Raw genomic sequence first — 2552 nt, 5'->3', positions numbered from 1 at the left:
TGACGGCGGAAATGCGAAGCTCCCCGTAGGCGGTTCGATCGCCTCCCCGCAGGCGGACACGGGATCTCCCCGTTGATGGACGCGTGATCCTTCCGGTGTCTTTATGTACCGGCCTGTTCCTTTGGTCGGTGTGAAGACGAAAGAGGAGATCATGGAGATTTTGGAAGCGTATGACCTCACGGGGAGTTACCGTGGGGCGGCCGAGCTGGCCGGGGTCGACCATCACACCGTGAAGCGGTATGTCGAGCTCCGTGACAAGGGCGGCGACCCGTCCAAGCGGCAGCAGCGGCCGAAGATGATCGACGGGTATCTGCCGAAGATCGAGGAGCTGATCGAGCGGTCCGGCGGCCGGATCGGTGCCGACCGGGTGCACGAGAAGATCACGGCGATGGGCTTCACGGGCACCGACCGCACCACGCGGCGGGCGGTCGCGGTGGCGAAGGCGTCGTATCGGGCCGGCCACCGCCGGGTGTTCCGCCCATGGATCCCCGAGCCCGGGCTGTGGGTCCAGTGGGACTGGGGCGACGGCCCGAAAATGGCAGGCCGCAAAACGTGGCTGTGGTGCGCGTGGCTGGCCTGGTCGAGGTTCCGGGTGGTCATCCCGGTGCTCGACAAGACACTGCCGACGATTGCGAGTTGCCTGGATGCGACACTGCGGCAGATCGGTGGGGCCCCGACCTACGCGCTCACCGACAACGAGCGGACGGTCACGACGGACCATATCGCGCGGATACCGGTCCGCAACCCGCAGATCATCGAGATCGGCCACCACTACGGGCTCACGGTCCGCACTTGCGTCCCGGCGGATCCGCAGTCCAAGGGCGGGTCCGAGGCGACGGTGCGGATCGCGAAGCGGGACCTGGTGCCCACGGATATCAATCTCCGTCCCGCCTACCGGGACTTCACCGAACTCGAGGACGCCTGCCGTCAGTTCACCGCCGAGGTGAACAACAAGGTCCACCGGGCGATCAGACGCCGCCCCGTCGAGGCCCTGGCGGAGGAACGACATCGGTTGCATCCGCTGCCGGAGAACCCGTTCACCGCGGCTCTGGGAACGACCCGCAGGGTCGCGAACGACGCGACGATCTCGGTGGACTCGGCGCGGTATTCGGTCCCGCACCAGCTGGCCGGCGAGACGGTCTGGGCCCGCTTCCACGGCGACGAGCTCGTCGTCACCGCAGTGACCGCCGACGGCGCGGTCGAGGCCGCCCGACACCGCCGGTCCACCCCGGGCAACCCGTCGATCAAAGACGAGCACTACCCGCCCCGCGAGGACAAGGAAGGCGACCGCACCCCGAAGGCCACCAGCTCGGAGGAAGCCGCGTTCCTCACTCTCGGTCCCGGGGCGGCGTCCTGGCTGACCGAGGCCGCGGCCGCGGGAGCGAGGAGGATGCGGCCGAAGATGGCCGAGGCCGTCCAGCTCGCCAAGCTCCACGGCATCGCGGAGGTCGACCGGGCGCTCGGTACGGCGGCGATCGCCGGCCGGTTCGCCGAGAACGACCTCATCTCGATTCTTGACCACCACATCGGACGCACGGTCGCCGAGCCGACCCGGGCTTCGGAGGACCACAGCCTCCAGCCGGGCACGTCCGCCTGGTCCCGCTTCGGCGTCGCCCCTGAAGGAGACGAACACTGATGGCCACCCCTCTTCGCACCGTCTCGGGTTCCCACGGCGACCCGCTCGCCGAGGCCATCGAGCTCACCCGGCGGCTCAAGCTCCCGCACATCCGCCGGGCGTTGACCGACCTGATCCCCACCGCCAAGGCCCAACGCTGGGATCCCGCCGAGGTGGTCCGTGTCCTGCTGGCCGAGGAAGCCGCTGGCCGGGATGCCGCGAACCTGCGGACTCGCCGCAAGCGGGCCGGGTTCCCCGCCGGGAAGACCTTCGGCGACTGGGACGAAACCGCGTCCTCCATATCCCGGCAGGTCCAGGACTCGCTGAAGACCCTGGAATGGATCTCCCGCAAGGAGAACCTCTGCGTCTGCGGGCCCTCGGGCACTGGGAAGAGCCACTTCACCGAGGCCCTCGGGCAAGCCGCGGTCGAGGCCGGGATGACGGTCGCCTGGTTCGCGATCGAAGACCTCGGGGCCCTGGTCCGCCGGCACCGCGTCGACGACTCGCTCGCCCGGGCGATGACCCGGCTGATCCGCTCGGACCTCATTATCGTCGACGATATCGGCCTGCTGCCTGTCTCCGCGGACGCCGCCGAAGGCTTCTTCCGCCTGGTCGATGCCGCCTACGAACGACGCGCGATGGCCGTGAGTTCGAATCTTCATCCGTCTGGATTCGACGAGATCATGCCCAAGACACTCGCCACTGCGACTGTCGACCGGCTCCTCCACCACGCTCACGTCGTGGTCACCCAGGGTGACAGCTTCCGGCTCACCGAAGCCACCTCCGGCAAGGGGGTCAGGCCCATGAACTGACCCACGGCCCAAGAAGGATCACGCGGAGCCAGTGGGGAAATCCCGTGTCCGCGGGGAGTTCTCATGTCCGCCAGTGCGTGGGTCATCAAGTCCGCCACCGGGGCAGTCGCCCTGACCGTTGACAC

At 68.5% G+C, this 2552-nt stretch carries 2 protein-coding genes; both read left to right on the top strand.

The features are described 5' to 3' along the window. The first annotated feature begins 130 nt into the window (after positions 1–130). Positions 131–1636 (top strand): IS21 family transposase, encoded by a 1506-nt coding sequence (gene istA, locus ACLJT4_RS42220; RefSeq protein ID WP_411130468.1) that lies wholly within the window; start codon positions 131–133, stop codon positions 1634–1636. After that, positions 1636–2427, top strand: coding sequence for an IS21-like element helper ATPase IstB (istB, locus tag ACLJT4_RS42215; RefSeq protein WP_411130467.1), 792 nt, complete (start codon positions 1636–1638; stop codon positions 2425–2427). Before istA ends, istB begins: the two co-directional genes overlap by 1 nt. Positions 2428–2552: the final 125 nt, after the last annotated feature.

Origin of the sequence: Streptomyces sp. x-19, from assembly GCF_046549115.1 — a bacterium.
GTDB lineage: Bacteria > Actinomycetota > Actinomycetes > Streptomycetales > Streptomycetaceae > Streptomyces > Streptomyces albulus_C.
The sequence above is the reverse complement of the archived record's forward strand: the minus strand, read 5'-3'. Positions and strand labels throughout refer to the sequence as shown.

Coding starts and splice junctions, on each gene's coding strand:
- istB (WP_411130467.1), top strand. CDS start 1,636: ATGGCCACCCCTCTTCGCACCGTCTCGGGTTCCCACGGCGACCCGCTC.